Origin of the sequence: Thermithiobacillus tepidarius DSM 3134 (assembly GCF_000423825.1) — a bacterium.
Classification (GTDB): Bacteria; Pseudomonadota; Gammaproteobacteria; order Acidithiobacillales; family Thermithiobacillaceae; genus Thermithiobacillus; species Thermithiobacillus tepidarius.
Genome location: NZ_AUIS01000028.1, coordinates 1 through 19,565, shown reverse-complemented (window position 1 = coordinate 19,565; position 19,565 = coordinate 1). Strand labels below are relative to the sequence as shown.

Annotated in this window: 22 protein-coding genes; 7 read left to right on the top strand and 15 right to left on the bottom strand. The window is 68.2% G+C overall.

The annotated features are described in order from the left end of the window. Positions 1 to 29: 29 nt before the first annotated feature. The 13 genes from G579_RS0111795 to cutA all read right to left on the bottom strand — a co-directional run bounded on the left by G579_RS0111795 (position 30) and on the right by cutA (position 11,926). A complete protein-coding gene (locus G579_RS0111795; protein ID WP_051181529.1) occupies positions 30 to 329 on the bottom strand; it encodes a helix-turn-helix domain-containing protein in 300 nt (99 codons plus the stop codon). Between the two features lie 165 nt (positions 330 to 494). Continuing rightward, a complete protein-coding gene (locus tag G579_RS0111790; protein ID WP_028990343.1) occupies positions 495 to 1,109 on the bottom strand; it encodes a zinc-ribbon and DUF3426 domain-containing protein in 615 nt (204 codons plus the stop codon). A gap of 15 nt (positions 1,110 to 1,124) precedes the next feature. Continuing rightward, positions 1,125 to 2,033: a 50S ribosomal protein L11 methyltransferase gene (prmA, locus tag G579_RS0111785; RefSeq protein WP_028990342.1), complete on the bottom strand. Its 909-nt coding sequence runs from the start codon at positions 2,031 to 2,033 to the stop codon at positions 1,125 to 1,127. Continuing rightward, entirely contained in the window at positions 2,030 to 3,376 is a 1,347-nt protein-coding gene (gene accC, locus G579_RS0111780; RefSeq protein WP_028990341.1) for an acetyl-CoA carboxylase biotin carboxylase subunit, read from the bottom strand. Before accC ends, prmA begins: the two co-directional genes overlap by 4 nt. A 3-nt stretch (positions 3,377 to 3,379) precedes the next feature. Further along, a complete protein-coding gene (gene accB, locus G579_RS0111775; protein WP_028990340.1) occupies positions 3,380 to 3,853 on the bottom strand; it encodes an acetyl-CoA carboxylase biotin carboxyl carrier protein in 474 nt (157 codons plus the stop codon). A 13-nt stretch (positions 3,854 to 3,866) separates the two neighbouring features. Continuing rightward, positions 3,867 to 4,358 carry a type II 3-dehydroquinate dehydratase gene (gene aroQ, locus G579_RS0111770; protein WP_051181537.1) on the bottom strand — a complete coding sequence of 164 codons (492 nt, stop codon included), beginning with the start codon at positions 4,356 to 4,358 and terminating at the stop codon, positions 3,867 to 3,869. A gap of 204 nt (positions 4,359 to 4,562) precedes the next feature. Next, positions 4,563 to 5,786, bottom strand: coding sequence for an ABC transporter permease (locus tag G579_RS0111765; RefSeq protein ID WP_028990338.1), 1,224 nt, complete (start codon positions 5,784 to 5,786; stop codon positions 4,563 to 4,565). After that, positions 5,783 to 6,502, bottom strand: a complete 720-nt coding sequence (locus G579_RS0111760) for an ABC transporter ATP-binding protein (RefSeq protein WP_038019746.1) — start codon at positions 6,500 to 6,502, stop codon at positions 5,783 to 5,785. Before G579_RS0111760 ends, G579_RS0111765 begins: the two co-directional genes overlap by 4 nt. Beyond that, positions 6,502 to 7,671, bottom strand: a complete 1,170-nt coding sequence (locus G579_RS0111755) for an efflux RND transporter periplasmic adaptor subunit (protein WP_038019742.1) — start codon at positions 7,669 to 7,671, stop codon at positions 6,502 to 6,504. The genes G579_RS0111760 and G579_RS0111755 overlap by 1 nt, the downstream gene beginning before the upstream one ends. 13 nt (positions 7,672 to 7,684) lie before the next feature. Next, a complete protein-coding gene (locus tag G579_RS17330) occupies positions 7,685 to 9,112 on the bottom strand; it encodes a TolC family protein (RefSeq protein WP_051181527.1) in 1,428 nt (475 codons plus the stop codon). A 10-nt stretch (positions 9,113 to 9,122) separates the two neighbouring features. Further along, positions 9,123 to 9,674 carry a TlpA family protein disulfide reductase gene (locus tag G579_RS17325; RefSeq protein WP_051181524.1) on the bottom strand — a complete coding sequence of 184 codons (552 nt, stop codon included), beginning with the start codon at positions 9,672 to 9,674 and terminating at the stop codon, positions 9,123 to 9,125. 8 nt (positions 9,675 to 9,682) lie between these two features. Further along, entirely contained in the window at positions 9,683 to 11,512 is a 1,830-nt protein-coding gene (locus G579_RS0111740) for a protein-disulfide reductase DsbD (RefSeq protein ID WP_028990335.1), read from the bottom strand. A gap of 54 nt (positions 11,513 to 11,566) precedes the next feature. Next, complete coding sequence (gene cutA / locus G579_RS0111735; RefSeq protein ID WP_051181522.1) at positions 11,567 to 11,926, bottom strand: divalent-cation tolerance protein CutA; 360 nt, start codon at positions 11,924 to 11,926, stop codon at positions 11,567 to 11,569. Between the two features lie 419 nt (positions 11,927 to 12,345). On the opposite strand from cutA, the gene G579_RS17320 reads away from it, so the two are divergent. The 4 genes from G579_RS17320 to groL all read left to right on the top strand — a co-directional run bounded on the left by G579_RS17320 (position 12,346) and on the right by groL (position 15,704). After that, positions 12,346 to 13,119 carry an alpha/beta hydrolase gene (locus G579_RS17320; RefSeq protein ID WP_038019757.1) on the top strand — a complete coding sequence of 258 codons (774 nt, stop codon included), beginning with the start codon at positions 12,346 to 12,348 and terminating at the stop codon, positions 13,117 to 13,119. Then, on the top strand, positions 13,112 to 13,537 hold the full coding sequence (locus tag G579_RS17315; protein WP_051181520.1) for an FxsA family protein: 426 nt from the start codon (positions 13,112 to 13,114) through the stop codon (positions 13,535 to 13,537). The genes G579_RS17320 and G579_RS17315 overlap by 8 nt, the downstream gene beginning before the upstream one ends. 182 nt (positions 13,538 to 13,719) lie before the next feature. After that, positions 13,720 to 14,010, top strand: coding sequence for a co-chaperone GroES (gene groES, locus G579_RS0111720; RefSeq protein ID WP_028990333.1), 291 nt, complete (start codon positions 13,720 to 13,722; stop codon positions 14,008 to 14,010). A gap of 47 nt (positions 14,011 to 14,057) precedes the next feature. After that, the gene (groL, locus tag G579_RS0111715) at positions 14,058 to 15,704 is read left to right on the top strand and encodes a chaperonin GroEL (RefSeq protein WP_028990332.1); all 1,647 of its coding nucleotides are present in this window, start codon (positions 14,058 to 14,060) and stop codon (positions 15,702 to 15,704) included. Positions 15,705 to 15,775: 71 nt separating this feature from the next. On the opposite strand, the gene G579_RS0111710 is transcribed toward groL, so the two are convergent. Continuing rightward, positions 15,776 to 16,228 carry a hypothetical protein gene (locus G579_RS0111710; RefSeq protein WP_028990331.1) on the bottom strand — a complete coding sequence of 151 codons (453 nt, stop codon included), beginning with the start codon at positions 16,226 to 16,228 and terminating at the stop codon, positions 15,776 to 15,778. Between the two features lie 232 nt (positions 16,229 to 16,460). Between G579_RS0111710 and mscL the strand changes: the two genes are divergently transcribed. The 3 genes from mscL (at position 16,461) to G579_RS0111695 (ending at position 19,209) form a co-directional block, all read left to right on the top strand. Then, entirely contained in the window at positions 16,461 to 16,904 is a 444-nt protein-coding gene (gene mscL, locus G579_RS0111705; protein ID WP_028990330.1) for a large conductance mechanosensitive channel protein MscL, read from the top strand. Positions 16,905 to 16,951: 47 nt separating this feature from the next. Next, positions 16,952 to 17,851: a class I SAM-dependent methyltransferase gene (locus tag G579_RS17310; RefSeq protein WP_051181519.1), complete on the top strand. Its 900-nt coding sequence runs from the start codon at positions 16,952 to 16,954 to the stop codon at positions 17,849 to 17,851. A 293-nt stretch (positions 17,852 to 18,144) separates the two neighbouring features. Next, positions 18,145 to 19,209, top strand: a complete 1,065-nt coding sequence (locus tag G579_RS0111695) for a helix-turn-helix transcriptional regulator (RefSeq protein WP_028990329.1) — start codon at positions 18,145 to 18,147, stop codon at positions 19,207 to 19,209. Between the two features lie 116 nt (positions 19,210 to 19,325). Here the strand turns inward: G579_RS0111695 and G579_RS17305 are convergent. Then, a partial coding sequence (locus G579_RS17305; protein WP_038019738.1) for a transposase occupies positions 19,326 to 19,565 on the bottom strand: 240 nt, incomplete at its 5' end.

Here is a 19,565-nt window from a genome sequence, read left to right as displayed (position 1 = left end):
GAGGGGGCGTCGCTGCGGCTGCTGGCCGGTCAGTCGGCGTCGTCGGATGCCAGGCGTTCGTCCAGGCCGAGGGTTTGCAGCTTCTTGCGCAGGGTATTGCGGTTGATGCCCAGCCACTGGGCGGCGAGGCTGCGGTGGCCTTGGCAGCGCTGCAGGACCTCCAGCAGCAGGGGGCGCTCCACTTCCTCCAGGACCAGGGCATAGAGGTTGTGGGGCGTGGAGTCGCCGAGATCGGCCAGATAGCGGTTGATGGCCTGGCTGACGCACTCGGCCAGGCAGAGATCGTTGTTTTTCCCCTCGTCCGTGGACAGGTCGATAATGTTCAGCATGTTCACTGCCTCTGTGGTGGTCGTGCGGGATGCCGCACGCATTCGGCGCCGCAGGCGTGGCGTCCCGTAGCAAAAGAATAGTCGAATTGCCGGAAAAGCAAGGCCGGCCAAGGCGTCATCCTAGTATAATCGCTGCTTTGCCGCGCTCCAGCCCGGCGTGCAGTCTCAGTTCGGCAGCAGCAGCACCTGATAACCGGAGCTCCGGCTGCCCGGCGGCAGCTCCAGGCGGAACGGCACCGCCGCGCGCGGGGCGAGGCCGGCGCGGGCGTGCTGCGGCGCGGCCAGGTAGCGCTCCGGCGTGAAGGCGTAATGGCGCAGCAGTTCCCCCTGGGCGCCGGTCAGGAGCAGGCGCAGGCGGGGCATGGCCTGCACGAATTCCGCCTGGTTGTAGAGTTGGCCGTGCACCGCCAAGCCATGGGGCGTTTCCACCCACTGGGTTTTGCGGATGCTGATCCGGTTCAGATCCTGCGGCCAGGGAATGCGCAGGGACAGGGCATCCGCGGCGCCGACGAGCACGGGCTGAACCCCGGGCACGGCGGCCAGGTAGCCGCGCGTCCACCACAGCAGCTGCAGCAGCAGGCCCAGGGCCAGCAGCCAGGCCAGGCTCAGGAGCAGCAGGTAGCGGGGCCGCCGCGCCGGCCGGGCGGCGACCGCCGGGCGGGCCGGCACCGCCTCGAAGACGAGTTCGCAGTGGCCGCACTGGACCCGTCCCAGGTGGGCCCTCAACTGGTTGGCCGGAGCGGCGAAGATGGTATCACAACGAGGGCAGGCGATCTCCATGGGCGAACACTCGGGCTATGATGATCGACGGATGCCGTCCAGCCGGATCCATTCCTCCTGCTGGATGGGTGGATGCAGCGCAAAGTGCGGAGCGTAAGGTTCGGCCACCCAGTCGGCCTGCTCGGCAAGGATGCCGGACAGGGCCAGAGCGCCGCCGGGGCGGCAGTGGGCGGCCAGGACCGGCGCCAGCTCCCGCAGCGGGCCCGCGAGGATGTTGGCCACCACCAGGTCCGCCTGTAGCGCGCCGTGGGCGGCGGCGAAGTCCTCGGGGGAACCCAGCCACAGGCGCTCGGCCACGCCGTTCAGCAGGGCGTTCTCCCGCGCCACCGCCAGGGCGGTCGGGTCCGTGTCCACGCCGTAGGCTTGCCGGGCGCCCAGGAGCAGGGCGGCGATGGCCAGGATGCCCGAGCCGCAGCCATAGTCGAGCAGCGTCTCGCCGCCGCGCACCTGCGCGTCCAGCCAGCTCAGGCACAGGGCCGTGGTGGGATGGGCGCCGGTGCCGAAGGCTTGGCCGGGGTCCAGGCGCAGGAGCACGGCGGCCGCGTCCGGCGCCGTGGCCCAGGTGGGCGCCACCCAGAGGCGCGGGCCGAAGGCTTGGGCCTGGAACTGCGCCTGGGTCGCGGCCACCCAGTCCTGTTCCTGGATCTGCTCGAAGCGCGGCGTGCCGGAAAACTGCGGCACGATCTCGCGCAGGCAGGCCAGCACCGCGCCGGCATCCGTCTCCGCCGGGTCGAAGAGAGCCTTGAAGATGCCCTGGGACCAGGTCTGGCCCTCCTCGAAGACCGGCTCGTCGCCGGCGTCCTCCAGGGTGACCGACAGGGCGCCGCAGGCGAAGAGCGCCTCCTCCAGCGCCTCCTGTTCCCGCTGCGGGGCGTCCAGGCGCAGTTGCAGCCATTCGCGCGGCGCGTCCGGAGTGTTCGTCACTGGCTGAGCAATCCTTCCAGATAGTGGATGTTGACGCCGCCCTGGATGTAGGTGGCCTCGTGCAGGATGCGCCGGTGCAGCGGAATGGTGGTCTTGATGCCGTCCACCACGAACTCGGTCAGGGCGCTGCGCATGCGCGCCAGCGCCTCGTCGCGGTCCTTGCCGTGGGCGATGAGCTTGCCGATCATGGAGTCGTAATAGGGCGGCACCGTGTAGCCGGCATAGATGTGGGAGTCCACGCGGATGCCGGGGCCGCCGGGGACGTGATAGCCGGTGATGCGCCCCGGCGAGGGCACGAAGCGTTCCGGGTCCTCGGCGTTGATGCGGCATTCGATGGCGTGGCCCTGGAAGCGCACGTCCTCCTGGCGCACGGACAAGGGCAGGCCGGCGGCGATGCGGATCTGCTCCTTGACGATGTCGATGCCGGTGATCAGTTCGGTCACGGGATGCTCCACCTGGACGCGGGTGTTCATTTCAATGAAATAGAACTTGCCGTCGCGGGTGTCCATGAGGAACTCGAAAGTGCCGGCGCCGCGATAGTGGATGCGCTTGCACGCCTTCACCACCACCTCGCCCATCTGCTTGCGCACCTTCTCGCTGATGCCGGGGGCGGGGGCCTCCTCGATGACCTTCTGGTGGCGGCGCTGCACGGAGCAGTCGCGCTCGCCCAGGTGGATGACGTTGCCGTGCGCGTCGGCCAGCACCTGAAATTCGATGTGGCGCGGCGTCTCCAGGAACTTCTCCATGTAGACCATGCTGTTGCCGAAGGCCTTGGCGGCCTCGGCGCGGGTCAGGTTCACAGAGCTGAGCAGGTTCGCCTCGGTGTGCACCACGCGCATGCCGCGCCCGCCGCCGCCGCCGGCCGCCTTGATGATGACCGGGTAGCCGATCTCGCGGGCCAGGCGGCGGATTTCGTCCTCGTCCTCGGGCAGGGCGCCGTCCGAGCCGGGCACGCAGGGCACGCCGGCGGCCTTCATGGCCGCCTTGGCCGCCACCTTGTCGCCCATCAGGCGGATGGTCTCCGGTCGCGGGCCGATGAAGACGAAGCCGCTCTTTTCCACGCGCTCGGCGAAGTCGGCGTTCTCCGACAGGAAGCCGTAGCCCGGGTGGATGGCTTCGGCATCGGTGACCTCGGCGGCGCTGATGACCGCCGGGATGTTGAGGTAGCTCTGGTCCGAGGGGCCGGGACCGATGCAGACGGATTCGTTGGCCAGCTTGACGTGGGTGAGATCCCGGTCGGGCTCGGAGTGGACGGCGACGGTCTTGATGCCCAGCTCGCGGCAGGCACGCTGGATGCGCAGGGCGATCTCGCCCCGGTTGGCGATGACGATCTTGTCAAACATGATTCAAACGTTCGTGTCGATGATAAAGAGCGGCTCGCCGTATTCCACCGGCTGGCCGTTTTCCACCAGGATCTTCACCACGCGCCCGCTCACGTCCGCCTCGATCTCGTTCAGGAGCTTCATGGCCTCGATGATGCATAGGGTCTGGCCCGCCTTGACCATGTCGCCCTCCTGCACGAAGGGCGCGGCATCGGGCGTCGGCGCGCGGTAGAAGGTGCCGACCATGGGGGACTTCAGCGCGTGGCCGGCCGGTTCCGCGCTGGTCGGCGCCGGGGCGGCACCCGCCGCTCCGGCGGCGGGCGTTGCGGCCGGCGCGGCGCTGGGGATGGCGGTGTAGACGGTGGCGGCCGGCGCCTGCATGAGAGCGGGCGCACCGCGGTTGATGCGGATGCTTTGCTCGCCCTCGGTGACTTCGATTTCGGTCACGTCCGAGGATTGCAGGATCTCGATCAGGCGTTGAATTTTGCGAAGGTCCATGGGGTTTCTCTGGTTAGGGTTGAGTATCTGTTTGTCGGGCCTGTAAAAAGTGCCGGGCGGCATCGAGCGCCAGACAGTAGCCGTGGGCGCCGAAACCGCTGATGACGCCGAGGGCCAGATCGGAGAAATAGGAATGCCGGCGGAAGGGTTCCCGCGCGTGCACGTTGGACAGGTGGATCTCGATGAAGGGGATGGCCACCGCCGCCAGCGCGTCGCGCAGGGCGACGCTGGTGTGGGTGAAGGCGGCGGGATTGATGATGATGCAATCGGTCTGGCCGCGGGCGGCATGGATGCGCTCGATCAGCGCGTGCTCGGCGTTGCTCTGGAAGGATGCCAGGCGCAGGCCCCAGCGCTGCGCCTGCGCCGCCAGCATGGCATCGATCTCGGCCAGGCTCTGCCGGCCGTAATGGCCGGGCTCGCGAACGCCCAGCAGATTGAGATTGGGCCCGTGCAGCACCAGGATGCGTCCTGCGCCCGCCGGCGGATTGTGCGCCTGTCCCGTCACCAAAAATCTCCCCCTCGAGTCCGGAACCATCCACAAAAACAGGCCGGTTCGGCGTCGCCGCGGACCCGGGGCCCGGCGACGAACCAAACAAGCGCATATATAGAAAGCTCCTTTTGGAATTTTCGCCAAGTCTGCCGCAAAGGGGACGCAAGGTCCAGCCCTGGCCGGCCGCGGCGAACGTTCGCCAATCTGTATTAGTCGCCTTTACTGGTAGCGCAAGGCCTCGATGGGCCGCAGGCGCGCCGCCTTGCGCGCCGGATAGAAGCCGAAGAAGATGCCGATGCCGGCCGCCACCAGAAAAGCCAGGGCCACGGCGCTCAGGGTCACCACCACGGTGAGGTCGGCCGCCCGGCTGACCAGCCAGGCGCCGCCGACGCCCAGCAGGATGCCGATGATGCTGCCGATGATGGAAATGGCCATGGCTTCCAGCAGGAACTGCAGCAGGATGTCGCGCTGGCGCGCGCCGATGGCCATGCGGATGCCGATCTCGCGGGTGCGCTCGGTGACGGAGACCAGCATGATGTTCATGATACCGATGCCGCCCACCAGCAGGGAGATGGAGGCGATGGCGCCGAGCATCAGCGACATGACGCGGGCGGTGCTGGCGGCCGCCTCGGCCATGGCGGTGAGATTGCGCACCGTGAAGTCGTCTTCCTGATTGGGGTTGAGGCGGTGGCGCTGGCGCAGCAACTGGGTGATGTCCTGCTCCGCCTGGTCCATGAGCGCGGCCGAGGCGGCCTGCACCATCATGAAGCGCACGCTGCCGGGGAACTGGTTGCCGAAGAGCTTGCGTTGCGCGGTGGTGACCGGCACCAGGGCGGTGTCGTCCTGGTCGCGGCCGTCCAGGCTCTGCCCCTTGGGCGCCAGCACGCCGACCACCAGGTAAGGGCTGTTGCGGATGCGCACGGTCTTGCCCACCGGGTCCTCGTTGCCGAAGAGGTTGCCCACCACCGTCTGGCCGAGCAGCACCACGCGATTGGCGGTGCGCACGTCGTTGGCCGTGAAGGGCTGGCCGGCGCTCACCGCCCAGTCGCGCACGCGCAGGTAGTCGGGGGTGGTGCCGTTGACCACCGTGCTCCAGTTGTTGGGGCCGTAGACGAACTGGGCGTTGCCGGGCGCCACCGGCGCCACGGCCCCGATCGAGGGCAGTTCGCCGATGGCTTCCGCGTCGCCCAGGGTCAGGGTGGGGACGGTGCCCGCGCCGAAGCGCAGGCCGCCGGAGGTGGAGGCACCCGACAGCACGATGAAGAGATTGCTGCCCATGGAGGCGATGGAGCGGTTGACGGTGTACTGGGCGCCCTGGCCGATGGCCAGCATGAGCACCACCGCGCCGACGCCGATGATCATGCCGAGCATGGTCAGGGCGGTGCGCAGGCGGTTGGCGCCGAGGGCGCGCCAGGCCTCGCCGATCATGGCCGGCGCGATCACCGGGCCGCCTCCGCCAGCACCTGCTCCACCGCGCCGTCATGGGTGACGCGCCCGTCCACGAAGTGGACCAGGCGCTTGGCGTAGCGGGCGATGTCCGTTTCATGGGTGACCAGCACGACGGTGATCTCGCCGCCGGCGTTGAGCTGGGTGAAGAGCCCCATGATCTCCTGGCTGGTGCGGGTATCCAGGTTGCCGGTCGGCTCGTCGGCCAGCAGCAGGCGCGGCTGGTTGGCCAAGGCGCGGGCGATGGCCACGCGCTGCTGCTGGCCGCCGGAGAGCTGGTTGGGCAGGTGGCCGGGGAAGCGTCCGAGCCCCACCTGCTCCAGCAGCGCCCGCGCCCGCTCCCGGCGCGCCGCCCGGTCCAGGCCGCTGTAGAGCAGGGGCAGGGCGACGTTGTCCAGGGCGCTGATGCGGGGCAGCAGGTTGAAGCCTTGGAAGACGAAGCCGATCAGCCGGTTGCGCAGGGCGGCCAGGCGGTCGGGACCGAGGGCGGCGGTATCGCGGCCGTCCAGCCAGTAGTGGCCGCTGCTGGGCACGTCCAGGCAGCCCAGGATGTTCATGAAGGTGGATTTGCCCGAGCCGGATGGGCCCATGATGGCCACGAACTCGCCGGCGCCCACCTCCAGGCTGACGTCCTTGAGCACCGGCACGGTGAGGCCAGGACCGGTTTCGTAGTCTTTGTAGAGGTGCTGCACGCGGATGAGTTCGGCCGCCATCAGAAGCCGACCCGGAAGCGGCTGCCCTGATTCCTTTCCTGTTTTTTGGCGCTCAGGTCCGCGACCACCAGGCGGTCGCCGGGCCGCAGCGCGCCGGCCAGCACCTCGGTATGGCGGTTGTCGGTGATGCCGGTGCGGATGCTCACCGGCGTCAGCCGCTCGCCTTCCAGGCGGTAGACCGTGGTGCCGCCTGTCCGGCGAGCTTCGGCCGGGCGGCGCTCGCCCTCGTCGTCCGCGGCGGCCGGCCGGAAGCGCAGGGCGGCGTTGGGCACGCGCAGGACATTGCGGTGCTGCTCGACGACGATGGTGACGAAGGCGGTCATGCCCGGCAGGAGGATCTCCTCCGGGTTGTCCACCCCGATCACCACGTTGTAGGTCACCACGTTCTGCTGGATGGTCGGATTCAGGCGGATCTGCCGCACCACGCCCTGGAACTGGCGGTTGGGGAAGGCGTCCACGGTGAAGCGCGCCGGCTGGCCCACGCGCACGCTGCCGATGTCCGCTTCCGCCACGCTGGTGTCGATCTGCATGCGGCGCAGGTCCTGGGCGATCTTGAAGAGGGTGGGGGTCTGGAAGCTGGCGGCCACCGTCTGCCCCACGTCCACGTCCCGCGACACCACCACGCCCGACACCGGCGAACGGATCACCGTGTAGCCGAGATTGGTGCGGTCGCGTGCCATCTGGGCCCGGGCCGAGGCCACCTGGCCGCGGGCCGTCTCCAGCGCCTGGCGCGCCTGGTCCAGTTCGGCACGCGCGATGTAATCCTTGGCGTACAGGGCACGGGCGCGCTGCTCGTTGGCCTCGGCCAGGCGCAGGCTGGCTTCGGCGTTGGCCAGCGCCGCCCGGCTCTGGGCGAGCTGGGCTTCGATCAGCGAGGGATCCAGTTCGGCCAGCACCTCGCCCTGGCGCACCCGCTCGTTGAAGTCGGCGTAGATGCGCCGCACCGTGCCCGAGACCTGGGTGCCGACGCTGACCAGCACCACCGGGTTCAGGGTGCCGTTGGCGGAGACGGTCTGGGTGATGTCGCCGCGCTCCACCGGCGCGGTGCGGTAGCGCGCCGCCGCCGGCTCGATCTGCTGCTGGCGCCAGTAGTAGTAGCCGCCCGCGGCCAGCGCCAGCAGCAGCGTCCAGGTCAGCAGCTTGCGCCAGTTCAGATGAAATCGCGCCATTCAGACTCCCCGTTCATGGTGTGGCCGCCGCCTGCGGCGGGACGGCGCTGTCCCGGTCCAGTTGCCCCACGGCCTGGCTCAAGGCCGCCCGGGCGATCTGCCAGTTGTACTGGGCCTGCACGCGCTGCAGGCGGGCATTGGCCAGGCTGGCCTGGGCATTGAGCAGCTCCAGGATGTTGCCGGCGCCGGCCTTGTAGCGGCCGAGGGCCAGTTGCTCGGACTGGATGGCGCTGGCCAGCAGGTCCTCGGTGCTGGCCCAGGTGTCCCGGCTGGTGTTCAGGTTCTGGTAGGCGCGCCAGACATCGAGGGCGACCTGGTCCGCCAGCCGGTCCCGGCCGGCCGCCTGGGCGTCCAGCTGTGCTCTGGCGGTGCGCACCCGGTAGGTGGTGGCGAAACCGGTGAAGAGGGGAAAATTGAGGGTCAGGCCGGTGGACCAGTTGCGCGTGTCGTTCAGCACGCTGGAGTAATTGTAGCCGTAATTGGCGAAGAGCGAGATGCTCGGCTTGCCGCTCGACCGCGCCGCCTGGATGTTGGCTTCGGCGGCGCGGACCTGGGCCTCGGCGGCGGCGAGGTCGGGGCGCGCCCGCTTGGCCGCTTCGATCAGGCGGCGCACGTTGTCGTCCGGTCCCGCGCCCGGCGCCTGCCAGACCGGCGGGACGACGCGCAGGGGCCGGTCCGCGTCCAGGCCGAGCAGATTGGCGAGCACTCCTTGGGCGACGCGGGCATCGCCTTCGGCTTTCTGGCGGTTGAGGCGCGCCTGGGAGTAGGCGGTCTGCGCCTGCAGCTTGTCCGCCAGGGTGGCGGCGCCGACCTGATGGCGGAAGGTCGCCGCGTTCAGGCTCTCCAGGCTGGCGCGCTCGGACTCGCGGGCGGCGTCCACGGCGGCCTGGGTGGCGAAGAGCTGATAGTAGGCCTGCACCGTGGAAAAGAGCACGTTCTGCAGGGTGGCGTTCTGGGTCCAGTTGGCCGCGATCAGGCTCTGGCGCGCGGCCTCGACGGTGGCGTCGCGGCTGCCGAAGTCGAAGAGCAGATAGTTCAGGGACAGGAGCGGCCGGAACTGGGTCTGCGGCGGAATCTGAAAGCCGCCGCTGGACGAGGTCTGGGTGCGGGCGAGGGTGGCGGAGAGGGTGGCGCTGGGCAGATAGCCGGCCTGCGCCTCGCCCAGCTGCGCGGCCCGGACGCGGGCATTGGCCCAGGCTTCCCGCGTCTGCGGATTGTGGCACAGGGCGAGATCGACCACCTCGGCCAGGTGCCAGGGCCGCTCCGCGGGGAGCGACACGGGGCAGGGGCCGCCCGGGGCGCCGCCCCAGGCCTGCGCGGGGTTGGGCGTGGTCTGGTGCGCGGCGCCGAAGGGGTCGTCGAAGGGCGAGGCGCCCGCCACGGGCCCGCTCGCGCCCGCCAGCAGACAGGCGCAGAGCAGCGGACCGAGGGCGCTTTTCATGGGCGCCCGCTCAGATCAGCGACATGAGCACGCGCCGCAGCTCCTCCTGCGGGTAATAGCCCAGGTGGCGCTCCCGCACCTTGCCTTCGCGGTCGAGGACCAGGGTGTAGGGTAGCACGCCCTGGACGTCGCCGAAGGCCATGAGGATCTGGTCGCCCTGCTCGCCGGCCAGCAGGATCGGGTAGGTCACGCCCATTTCCTTGACGAAGGCGCGGATGGCGGGCTCCTCGTCCACGCCGATGCCGACGAACTGTACGCCCTTGCTGCCCAGTTCCTGCTGCAGAGCGATGAACTCGGGGGTCTCCTTGCGGCAGGGCGGGCACCAGCTGGCCCACAGGTTGACCACCAGCACCTTGCCCTTGAAGTCCGCCAGGCCCGTCTCCTTGCCGTTCAGATCCGGCAGGATCAGGGACGGCAGGGAGATGTTGTCGGGGTCCGCCACCTTGTCCATCAGCGAGGGGGCGGAGTAGAAGAAATGCTGGTAGGCCTTGTGTCCGGCCCAGCCCATCAGCGCGCCCAGCACGAGCAGCAGCGGGGCCCAGATGAGTGCCTTGGATTTCATCGATTCTCCTAGCTTGTTGCCGGGGTGGAGGCGGTCACGCCGCGCAGATGGGTCAGGAACTCGCTGGCATCCTTGTAGCCGACCAGCCGGCTGGCGCGGACTTCCTGCCCGTTGGGGTCGAAGAACAGGATAGCAGGCGGACCGATCAACTGGAACTGGCGCAGCAGGGCGCGCTGTTCCGCGGTGTTGTCGGTGACGTCGGCGCGCAGCAGCACGAAGGAGCCGAGCGCCTGCTGCACCTGCGGGTCCTGGAAGGTGGTGCGCTCCAGGCGCACGCACTCCACGCACCAGTCGGCGTAGAAGTCCAGCAGCACCGGCTTGCCCTGCGCCGCCGCCAGGGCCTGCTGCAGGTCCTGGGCGGTCTTCACGTCACGGAAATTCAGAGCGCTGGCCTCGGCGGCCTGCGGGGTGCCGCCGGCGGTACCGAAGGACAGTCCCGACAGCGGGCGCAGCGGGTCCTGGGCGCCGGTGGCCGCGCCCAGGCCGAGCAGCAGCCCGTAGCCCAGCAGCAGTACGCCGATGCCCTTGCCCAGCCGGGCCCAGCCGCTGGCCGATTCCGGCAGGCTGTCCAGCACGCGCAGGTAGACGGCGGAGATGATCAGCAGGGCCGCCCATAGGGCCATGGTGGCCCAGGCCGGCAGGATGCGCGACAGCATCCAGATGGCCACCGCCAGCAGCAGCACGCCGAAGAAGTGCTTGACGGCGTCCATCCAGGCGCCGGCGCGCGGCAGCAGCTGGCCCGCCGAGGCGCCGATGGCGAGCAGGGGCGCACCCATGCCCAGGCTCAGGGCGAAGAGGGAGACGCCGCCCAGGGCCACATCGCCGGTCTGCGAGATGTAGAGCAGGGCGCCGGCCAGGGGCGCGGCCACGCAGGGGCCGACGATCAGCGCCGAAAGCACGCCCATGATGAAGGTGCCCGCCAGGTTGCCGCCCTTGCCGGCGCTGGAGAGCTTGGCCTGGATGCCGGCCGGCATCTGCAGGTTGTAGAAGCCGAACATGGACAGCGCCAGCAGCACGAAGACCAGGCTGAAGGTGGCCAGCACCCAGGGGTTCTGGAAGAAGGCCTGCAGGTAGGCGCCGGTGACGCCGGCGATCATGCCGACCACGGTGTAGGTCAGGGCCATGCCCAGCACGTAGGCCAGGGACAGGCCGAAGGCGCGGCCGGTGCTGACGCTCTGGCCCTGGCCGACGATGATGGCCGACAGGATCGGGATCATGGGAAAGACGCAGGGCGTCAGCGCCAGCGCCAGGCCGGCCAGGAAGAAGAGGCCGACGGTGACCCACAGGCTGCCCTGCAGGATCTGGGCGAAGCGGTCCTGCTCCGAGGCGGGCGCCGCCGGCGCACCGGCGGCCGGTGCGGCTTGGGAGGCAGCCCCGCCGCCGGTCGCCGCGCCGCTCAGGGTCAGGCTCACGTCCTTGGTGGTGGGCGGGTAGCACACGCCCGCCTCGGCGCAGCCCTGGTACTTGCTGGTGACGGTGATCTTGTCCGGCTTGGCGCCGCTGTACTGCAGCGGCACCGTCAGCTTGATGGTGGTGCCCTTATAGACCTGCTGGCGGCCGAAGGTCTCGTCCTCGTGCCAGGTGCCCTGGGGCAACTGGAAGTCGGCCAGCTTGACCGTGTCGGGACTGACGCTCAGCTTGATCTTGTCGCGATACAGGTAATAGCCCGGCGCGCTGCGCCAGGAGACTTCCACGTGGCCCTGGTCGATCAGGCGCGCGGAAAAGCCGAAGGCCGCGTCCGGATCGAGAAACTCGTCCTGGGCCGGGGCCGCGGCGCTGCCGAAGGCGAAAAGGACGACGAGGCACAGGGTGATGACATGCTGAAAGGTGCGGCGCATTCGGGCTCCTCGGTTTTGAATCGATCTCATTCCCGTCTTAAGTGTAAGCAAAAATCAGGCCGATTGCTGCCCGCTGGCCCGGACCCAGTCGAGATAGGCGGGCAGCCCGGCGGCCACCGGCACGGCGAGGATCTCCGGCACCTCATAGGGATGCAGCGCGCGGATCAGGGCTTCGAGGTCCGCGTAGCGGGCCGCCGCGCTCTTGAAGAGCAGCGTCAGCTCCTCGGCCATCTGCAGCTCGCCTTCCCAAAGGTAAAAGGACTGGCCGGCCGGCAGCAGGTGCGCGCAGGCCGCCGCCCCGGCCCGCACCGCGGCCAGGGCGATTTCCTCGGCCTTGGCGCGGGTGGGGCAGGTGCAGTAGACCAGATAAACAGCCTCGTTGCCAGGTCCGTGCGGATCGGTGCTGGTGGGCATGACGTGCTCCTTGCAAATTGTCGGTGAACTTTTTGGCGGGGGGCTGGTCATAATAGGCGTAAGCAGCCATCTGGTTGCAAGCGCATGTTTCTTTCCTCCTTTGTGGTTTGGGGCGGCAATCACCTTGCCGCCCTTTTTTATGTCCGCAGCTTTGATGCCTGCCGGCCCAGAAGGTTTCCTTCGGCCCGCCGGCCCACCCCGCCGGAAGGCTGATTGCCGGCCCTCCCGCCCCCGCCGTTAAAATTTCTTCCGACCGTGGAACCATTCCGGGTGCCTGCGGTCTCAGTAAACGTGAGCAGCCAAGGTTGGTTGCAAGCGCATGTTTCTTTCCTCCTTTGTGGTTTGGGGCGGCAATCACCTTGCCGCCCTTTTTTATTGCGCGTTTCCCCTTCCGCTCCCTTGCCCTTATCATGGCGGCCATGCACTTCGCTCCCGAACGGCCTTTCACCCTGGTCCACCCCGACGGCGAACGCCTGCGCGGCCTCATCCACGAGACCCGCGGCGACACGGTGGGCATCTACATTCCCGGCTTCGCCTCCCACATGCAGGGCAACAAGGCCCGGCTGCTGGCCCAAACGGCACAGGCGCGCGGCCGCAGCTGGATCCGTTTCGATCAGCGCGGCACGGGTGTGTCGGACGGCAGCTTCGCGGCACTCACCCTGAGCCGCTGTCTCGCCGACGTCCGCCTGCTGCTCAAGCTCATCGCTCCGCGCTCCGCCGTGCTGGTCGGCTCCAGCCTGGGCGGCTGGCTGGCCGTGCTGGCCGCCAGCCGTTGGCCCGAGCAGGTTCGGGCCATGCTGCTGCTCGCGCCGAGCTTCAACTTCGTGCAGCGCTGGTACGGCGAGCTGCCGGCAACGGTGCGCGCGGAGTGGGCTCGACGCGGCATGCACCGCTTCCAGGATCGCTATGGCGGTCCCGACTACGACCTCAACTTCGACATCGTCGCGGATGCCTGGCGCTACGACCTGCTGCGCTGGCCGCCCAGCCTGCACTGCCCGGTGCGCATCCTGCACGGCGGCGCCGACGAGGTGGTGCCGGTGGCCGTGAGCGAGGCATTTGCAAAAGCCGTGGACAGTCCCCATATCACCCTGGAGGTGCTGCCCGGTGCGGATCACCGGCTGAGCGGCCAGGAGCGGACATTGCTGGATGCCGTGGACGCCCTGTGGCCGCAAGAGGATGGGAGACATGTTTAGACTGGCGCTGGTGTGGATGGCGGTGGCGGTGATCGGGCTGGATCTCTTCAGCCTCATCGCCGTGGGCCGCCATTGGGGCGTGCTGTGGGCGCTGGCCGTGATCCTGCTCGGCTTCGTGATGGGCGTGTCGCTGATCCGCCGCCAGGGCATGGATACCGTGAGCCGTCTCTATCGGCGGCTGATGGCGGGCGAGCTGCCCGCCATCGAGTTGCTGGAAGGCATGCTGGTGCTGCTGGCCGGGCTGCTGCTCTTCATGCCCGGCCTGGTCAGCGATCTGCTTGCCCTGCCGCTGCTGCTGCCCGGCCTGCGCGCGCGCCTGGCGCACGGCTTGCTGCCGCGCTGGCTGCGGCCCTTCGCCGCGCGCCACGCGCCGCGCGGCCCGCACACGTTGCCGGGGGAGTACCGGCGCGAGGATTGAGCCGGCAGCCCGGCATCGGCATCCATCGCGGTCCGCCGCGTGGCGGGCGGTGCCGCGGCCAAAGCAGGTGCACCGCTTGACAGCCCCATGCGCTTCATTATGATTAGCACTCACTCGGGTCGAGTGCTAACAACGCCGGCCCACTACCGTAGCAAGAACCTTAATAAGGAGGATTGTTCTTTATGAAGATTCGCCCCTTGCATGATCGCGTTGTCATCCGCCGCGTGGAAGAGGAGCAGAAGAGCTCCGGCGGCATCCTGATCCCCGACACCGCCAAGGAAAAGCCCATCCAGGGCGAGGTTGTCGCTGCGGGCAACGGTAAAATCATGGAAAACGGCAGCGTCCGCCCCTTGGATGTCAAGGTCGGCGACCGCGTGCTCTTCGCCAAGTACGCCGGCACCGAGGTCAAGGTGGAAGGCGAGGAACTGCTGGTGATGCGCGAAGAAGACATCATGGGCGTCATCGAGGCCTGAGCGCCCCGCTTCATTCCATTACCCCTTAACGAGGAGGATCAACGATTATGCCTGCCAAGCAAGTTGCTTTCAGTGAAAATGCCCGCGACCGCATGATGAAGGGCGTCAACGTCCTGGCCAACGCGGTCAAGGTGACCCTCGGCCCCAAGGGCCGCAACGTGGTGCTGGACAAGGCCTTCGGCGCCCCCACCATCACCAAGGACGGCGTGTCCGTGGCCAAGGAGATCGAGCTGTCCGACAAGTTCGAGAACATGGGCGCCCAGATGGTGAAGGAAGTCGCCAGCCAGGCTTCCGACGAGGCCGGTGACGGCACCACCACCGCCACCGTGCTGGCCCAGGCCATCCTGCGCGAGGGCATGAAGGCCGTCGCCGCCGGCATGAACCCCATGGATCTGAAGCGCGGCGTCGACAAGGCCGTGACCGTGATCGTCGACGAGCTCAAGAAGATCTCCAAGCCCTGCAACACCCAGAAGGAAATCGCCCAGGTGGGCACCATCTCCGCCAACTCCGATGAGTCCATCGGCAACATCATCGCCGAGGCCATGGAGAAGGTCGGCAAGGAAGGCGTCATCACCGTCGAGGAAGGCTCCGGCTTCGAGAACGAGCTGGACGTCGTCGAGGGCATGCAGTTCGACCGCGGCTATCTGTCCCCCTACTTCGTCAACAACCAGGACAAGATGACCGCCGAGCTGGAGAATCCCTTCATTCTTCTGCACGACAAGAAGATCTCCAACATCCGTGACCTGCTGCCCGTGCTGGAGCAGGTGGCCAAGGCCGGCCGGCCCCTGCTGATCGTGGCCGAGGACGTGGACGGCGAAGCCCTGGCGACCCTGGTGGTCAACACCATCCGCGGCATCATCAAGGTGGCCGCCGTCAAGGCCCCCGGCTTCGGCGACCGCCGCAAGGCCATGCTCGAGGATATGGCCATCCTCACCGGCGGCCGCGTGATCTCCGAGGAAGTCGGCATGAAGCTCGAGTCCGCCACCCTGCAGGACCTGGGCCAGGCCAAGCGCGTCAGCGTCGACAAGGAGAACACCACCATCATCGACGGCGCCGGCAGCGAGGCTGACATCAACGCCCGCGTCAACCAGATCCGCCGCCAGATCGAGGACGCCACCAGCGACTACGACCGCGAGAAGCTGCAGGAGCGCGTGGCCAAGCTGGCCGGCGGCGTGGCCGTCATCAAGGTGGGCGCCGGCTCCGAGATCGAGATGAAGGAGAAGAAGGCCCGTGTCGAGGACGCCCTGCACGCCACCCGTGCGGCGGTGGAAGAGGGCATCGTGCCCGGCGGCGGCGTGGCCCTGATCCGCGCCCAGGCGGCCCTGCAGAGCATCAAGGGCAGCAACCACGACCAGGACGTCGGCATCAACATCATCCGCCGCGCCATCGAGGAGCCCCTGCGCCAGATCGTCGCCAATGCCGGCGGCGAGGGCAGCGTGGTCTACGCCAAGGTGGCCGAGGGCCAGGGCGCGTTCGGCTACAACGCGGCCAACGACAGCTACGGCGACATGTACGAGATGGGCGTCATCGACCCCACCAAGGTCACCCGCACGGCCCTGCAGAAGGCCTCCAGCGTGGCCGGTCTGATGATCACCACCGAAGCCATGGTCTCCGAGCTGCCCAAGGAGGAGAAGGGCGAGGCCGGTGCCGGCATGGGCGGCATGGGCGACATGGGCGGCATGGGCATGATGTAAGCGCCCCCGCCAGGACTCGTCCGGAAAGGCCCCGCGCAAGCGGGGCTTTTCTTTTTGCGGCGCCGGCCGCGTCAGCTCGTCGAGGCTTGGCTCGCGCCGCGCATGCTGGCCATGCCGGTCCGTGGGGCGTCGCGGCCCGCAGCCGGCCCGCGCCATTGATCCAGGATCGCGGGCACGGGCTCGGGGCTGTAGCTGCGCATGACGTCGAGCACCCGCTCCAGCGCGTCATCCCCGGTATCGGCCGTCACCAGGAAGCCGCCCAGGGCCACGCCTTCGGCGTAGGCCGGGCGCAGCTCGGCGGGCACCGGCCGGCCGCTGCCGCCGTCGATGAGTTCTTCCCGGTCGAGAAGGCTGCGCAGGCCGGCCAGGTAATCGAGCTGCGGATGCGCCTGCTGCGCGGCGCGCAGGTCCGGGCTGGCGTCGAAAAGGTTCACGTCATCCGCGCGCAGGCCCTGGTCCAGCAGCCCCGAGACCAGGCCGTTCGCGGCCATGTGATTGTCCAAGAGCGCGATTACGCGTTTCATAATGCCTCCTGTGCACGGAATTCTACCTTTTGGTCGCGCCTGGGCCCCGAAAGTTCAGCTTTGGCGGGGGCGCACGGCGGGCCGATCGCGGGCGCTCGCCGGCGGCCGTCTCCGACCTTCGGCCGTCTCGCGTGCCGGCGCATCCAGCCGGTACACTGGATGGCCGGGGCGGCGCGCCCGACCCTGCGCCCAGGCGGATTTTGCGTGCAGTCTTCTCATCGGGAGGCCGGCCATGCTGCAGGAATTTCGCAAGTTCATTGCTCGCGGCAACGTGATCGATCTGGCGGTAGGCATCGTCATCGGCGCCGCGTTCACCTCGGTGGTCAAATCCTTCGTCGACGACATCCTCATGCCGCCCATCGGCCTGCTCAGCGGCGGGGTGGATTTCTCCAATCTCTTCATCAGCCTCTCGGGCACGCACTACGCCTCCCTGGCCGAGGCCAAGCGCGCCGGGGCGGCCACCCTCAATTACGGCGTGTTTCTCAACAACGTCATTTCCTTCCTGATCGTGGCCTTCGCCGTCTTTCTGCTGGTGCAGGCCTATCACCGGGTCCGCGCCCGCGAGGAGGCCGCGCCGCCGGCCCCGACCGAAAAGGAGTGTCCCTTCTGCCGCCTGAAGATTCCGCTGGCGGCCAGCCGCTGTCCCCACTGCACGTCGACCTTGGAGCGGGCGTAGGGGGCGGCTTGCCCTCGAGCATTTCCCGTGCGCAATCCGATTTGGCCATGACGCAGAACGGGTCCGGCACCGCCGTCAAGCTCGCCCTGCGCCAGCTCCTGGACCGCTGCCGGGCCGGGGAGATGTCGCCGGCGCTGGCGGTGATGAGCCTGCTGCTCGCGACCCGCTCGGCGGCGCGGGCGGCAATGGCGCTGGAAGCCTGTCCGGATGCGCCGGACTCGTGCCTGGACGAGATGCGGCGGCTGCTGCGCGAGCACCGCGACGGCTGCGCCCGCATCGAGGCCCTGTTGGCGCAGGAGCCGGACGGGGCCGGCGCGGCTTCGGCGACGGAGGGCATCGCCCGCTGGGCCGGGTTTTTCGACGCAGCGCTGGCCCGCTCGCCGGCGGCGAGCGTGGCGCTGTACTCCCTGGGCAGCGAGGCGCTGCTGGCCGAGGCGACGGCGGAGATGGCGGCGCTCTTCGAGGCCTGGGACTTGCTTGGGCCCGATCGGCGCATCCTGCAGATCGGCTGCGGCATCGGCCGCTTCGAGGCGGCCTTCGCCGGACGGGTGGGCGAGGCCCACGGCATCGACATCTCGCCGGCCATGATCGCGGCGGCGCGCAGCCGCTGCGCTGCGCTGGCCAACGTGCACCTGTCCGTCTGCTCGGGGCGGGACCTGGCGCCCTTCGCCGCCGACACCATGGACCTCATCTACGCGGTGGACAGCATGCCCTATCTGCATCTCGCCGGGCCGGGGCTGGTGGAGCGTCACTTCGCGGAAGCCGCCCGCGTGCTGCGCCCGGGCGGTGATTTCGTGATCCTCAACTTCTCCTATCGCGGCGATGCGGCGGCGGATCGGGCGGATGTGGGCCGGCTGGCGCGGGAGCACGGCTTCGCGCTGCTGGCGGACGGCGTGCAGCCCTTGCGCCGCTGGGACGGCCGCGCCTGGCATCTGCGGGCGCTGTAGCGACATGGCCGAGCTTGGTTGAGTTTGGGTTGCTCATGAATTTTTAGCAAACGAAATAAAATCATTCCAAAATGGATAAATTTCAAACAAACTGCATTATTTTTTATTCAATCATATAATTTACTGAGAATCAGGACTTTTGTCGCATGGATGCCTATTTGCCATTCAGGTAGTCTTCTGGCATCTAATCGGAAAACGCACTAGCCATCCATAGGGGATGCAGCGTGAGCCTATTGGCCAGCGTAGGTTATGTTCGCCAGATATGCGCCTTGGGGCTGGGTGCTCAGCAAATCATGCCGGAACTGCTCCGGACCCTGCATGAGCTGGTGCAGTCCAATTTCAATGCCTTTTTCTGGCATGATGCGCACCACCGGCTTTGCAATCTCTACAGCGAGATCGCCGTCCTTTATCAGCAGATCGCTTGCCTGGGCCCCGGGCCGGCCCTGGCGGCGCCCATGCTGCCACTGGTGCCGGTCGCGGGAGAGGGCGGCCCCGGCAGCCCGAAAACCACCCAGATTCTTGAAAGGCGGGGACACGCCGTCCTGATCGCTGCCGCGGGGGAGTACTCGATCCTGCAGGCCAGGCTCCAGCAGCAGGAAGGCGGCCTGGGCACTCTCAACTTGTACCGGAAGTCCCGCCTGGCGCCTTTCACCAGACGGGATGCCGAGCTGATCGCCGACATCCTGCCCTACGCGGCCAAGAGCCTGCAGGCAAGACCGGGCGGCCATGAGCTGGATTGGGTGGACAGCGGCCAGTCGGGGATGATCGTGTGCGAGCCGGACGGCAGGATCCGCTTCATCTGCCCGCAGGGGCAGAAGCTCCTGTACCTGGCCATGCACGCCGATACCCAGAGCGTGCCCCCGTCCATGCCCGACAATTTTTTCACGCTGCCGTCGCTGGCTCCCCTGTTCCGGGGATGGCGGCAGCAGCTGAGCGATCCCGGTCTGCCGATGCCGATCCCCATGGCGCGCCATCACAATGCCTGGGGCGGTTTCGTGTTCCGCGCTTACTGGCTGCCCGGCAGCCGGCTGGACGACAGCTCGCTGGTCGGGATCATGGTGCATTTCCAGGAGCCGCAGCAGTTGCAATGGCTGCGTGCCGTCAAGCGGCTGCCCCTGTCCCTGAAGCAGAAGGAGGTGTGTCTGCTGCTGGCCCGCGGCTGCTCGAAAGGCGAGATTGCCGAGTTCCTGCACGTCAGCGTGCATACGGCGGTGGACCACATCCGGAAGATCTACGGCAAGCTCGACATCCACAACCGGGTCGAGCTGCTGAGGAAGCTCGGTGCTTCGGTGGCGAGCCAAACCAGCCGGGGCAGCGCCGGAGGTGCCGCCAGCCTGCCCGAGCCGGTGCAAATCTGAAGGGCGACGCGCGCCGGGCGCTCCGGGCATGGAGCGCCCGATTTTTTTGCCTAGGGTCTGTTCTCAATCAAGCGAAAAGCGTTATGCCATATGCAACCGAGGGGCTCTGTTGAATTTCAAGTGGGTTGCCGGGCATGAGGGTTGATCACTGCGAAGTCGAGCTTGCCGGCGATCAGGAAGATGACGGTTCTGATAGTGGTGAAGCGGGTGAAGCCGCGAGCGCGGCGCTTGGCGGACTGAAACAGGCCGTTGAGCGCTTCGAGGAAGCCGTTGGTCTGGCGGGTCTGGGCCCAGGCGACGATGCCCTCGAGGTGGCGACGGACCATGGCGGCGACCTCCTTCATGGGTTCGACCTT